General features: G+C 64.4%; 1 protein-coding gene and 3 pseudogenes. 1 reads left to right on the forward strand and 3 read right to left on the reverse strand.

The genetic code is table 11. From position 1 onward, the window contains the following. Nucleotides 1-95 (forward strand): annotated as a pseudogene (locus ACQKPE_RS26480) (SCP2 domain-containing protein); the annotation flags it as partial. On the opposite strand, the pseudogene ACQKPE_RS26485 reads toward ACQKPE_RS26480, so the two are convergent. From ACQKPE_RS26485 to eutB, 3 genes and pseudogenes are all read right to left on the reverse strand, one after another. Next, nucleotides 91-282: pseudogene (locus ACQKPE_RS26485) on the reverse strand (GNAT family N-acetyltransferase); the annotation flags it as partial. The pseudogenes ACQKPE_RS26480 and ACQKPE_RS26485 sit on opposite strands and share 5 nt — an antisense overlap. A 108-nt stretch (nucleotides 283-390) precedes the next feature. Then, nucleotides 391-1,209 carry an ethanolamine ammonia-lyase subunit EutC gene (gene eutC, locus ACQKPE_RS26490; protein ID WP_427669640.1) on the reverse strand — a complete coding sequence of 273 codons (819 nt, stop codon included), beginning with the start codon at nucleotides 1,207-1,209 and terminating at the stop codon, nucleotides 391-393. Nucleotides 1,210-1,217: 8 nt separating this feature from the next. Continuing rightward, nucleotides 1,218-1,646 (reverse strand): annotated as a pseudogene (gene eutB, locus ACQKPE_RS26495) (ethanolamine ammonia-lyase subunit EutB); the annotation flags it as partial. Nucleotides 1,647-1,725 lie beyond the last annotated feature (79 nt).

The raw sequence follows: 1,725 nt of genomic DNA on the forward strand, positions 1-1,725 counted from the left end.
CGGCCTTCAGCGAGCTGGACTCGCTCAAGGTCGATATAGAACGCCTGGAGGCACGCATCCGTCGCCTCTCCCACTCCCTCGATACCAGCGATAACCCATCAAGCGGCCGTCTTCGTCATCCGGCAAGGCCAGGTAGATCACCGACTCACTGCGCTTGAGGCGCTTTTCAAGGAAGGTCCGGGAGGTGTCCGGGTAGGGCAGCTCGCCGTAGAACTCGCGGTATTTGACGAACAGTGGCGTGAGCAGGTCGAGGTGTTCCAGGGTTGCCTTGATGATTCGCATGTGCGGGCCTCAGAGTCCATTAGGGATACGGCGCATTGCCAGCAGCGTTCAAGTCGCATGCTGCCTAAAGCAGGCTAGAAGCGCAATCTGCACTCCATTACAGGTTTCTTACTCTTCTCCGAGTAGGAAATTGCCCCTTTTGTTGGAAGAGTCTTCGCTGTCGAGGCTATGAACCTCGGCTTCGTCCTTCAGGTTTACCCCGGAAAGCTGTCGTCGACAGGCCTCGCGCATCAGGTACAGCAGGCGATGGGCGGCCATGCCGTAGCTCAGGCCTTCCAGGCGCACATTGGAGATGCAGTTGCGGTAGGCGTCGGTCAGGCCGACCTTGGGCCCGTAGGTGAAGTACAGGCCCAGGCTGTCGGGGGAGCTGAGCCCCGGGCGTTCGCCGATCAGCATCACGGTCATGCGCGCGCCCAGCAGCTCGCCGACTTCATCGGCCACCGCCACCCGGCCTTGCTCCACCAGCACCACCGGGGTGCTGCTCCAGCCGTCGGCGGCGGCTTGTTCCTCGAAACGTGCCAGCAACGGCAGGGTGTGCCGGTGCACGGCCAGGGCCGAGAGGCCGTCGGCGACGACAATCGCCAGGTCGACCCCGCCCGGGTTGGCCTGGGCGTGCTCGCGCAGTTGCTGCGCCGATTCCTCGTTGAGGCGTCGGCCCAGGTCGGGCCGTTGCAGGTACTGGTGGCGGTCGCTGGCGGCGCTATGCAGCAGCAGGCTCTGGCGGCCACGGTCGGAGAGTTGCTGGCGCAGGCTTACGTGGTCGAACGGCAAGTGCACGGCATCGCGGGCCTGGGCGTGGGCGAACTGGAAGTCCAGCTGGGCACCGGTCGGCAAACTGGTGCCAGCGCGCCCTAGGGCGATGCGGGCCGGGGTCAGGTTGCGCAGGGCCAGCCAGGGGTTGTCCGGAGTGGGGGTGTGTCGGTCCATGGTCATCCCTATGCGAGCTGCGCCAAGGCCTGGCGGAAGGCCGGTGGCAGGTTGTCGCCGAAACGTACGCGGCCATCGGCCTGGGTGAAGATACCGGTGCGTTCGAGCCACGCCTCGAATTCCGGGCCGGGCTTCAGGCCCAGGGTTTGCCGGGCGTAGAGGGCGTCGTGGAACGAGGTGGTCTGGTAGTTGAGCATGATGTCGTCGGAGCCGGGGATGCCCATGATGAAGTTGATCCCGGCCACGCCCAGCAGGGTCAGCAGGGTGTCCATGTCGTCCTGGTCGGCTTCGGCGTGGTTGGTGTAGCAGATGTCGCAGCCCATGGGCACGCCGAGCAGCTTGCCGCAGAAGTGGTCCTCGAGCCCGGCGCGGATGATCTGCTTGCCGTTGTACAGGTACTCCGGGCCGATGAAGCCGACCACGGTGTTGACCAGGTATATTCGACAGCGCCTGTGAGTCCTCAGTGCGGCGTTGCACCTAAACAAGAGAGGAGTTTTCGTATGACCACCCTGACGC

Origin of the sequence: Pseudomonas sp. NPDC089554 (assembly GCF_050280645.1) — a bacterium.
Taxonomy (GTDB): domain Bacteria; phylum Pseudomonadota; class Gammaproteobacteria; order Pseudomonadales; family Pseudomonadaceae; genus Aquipseudomonas.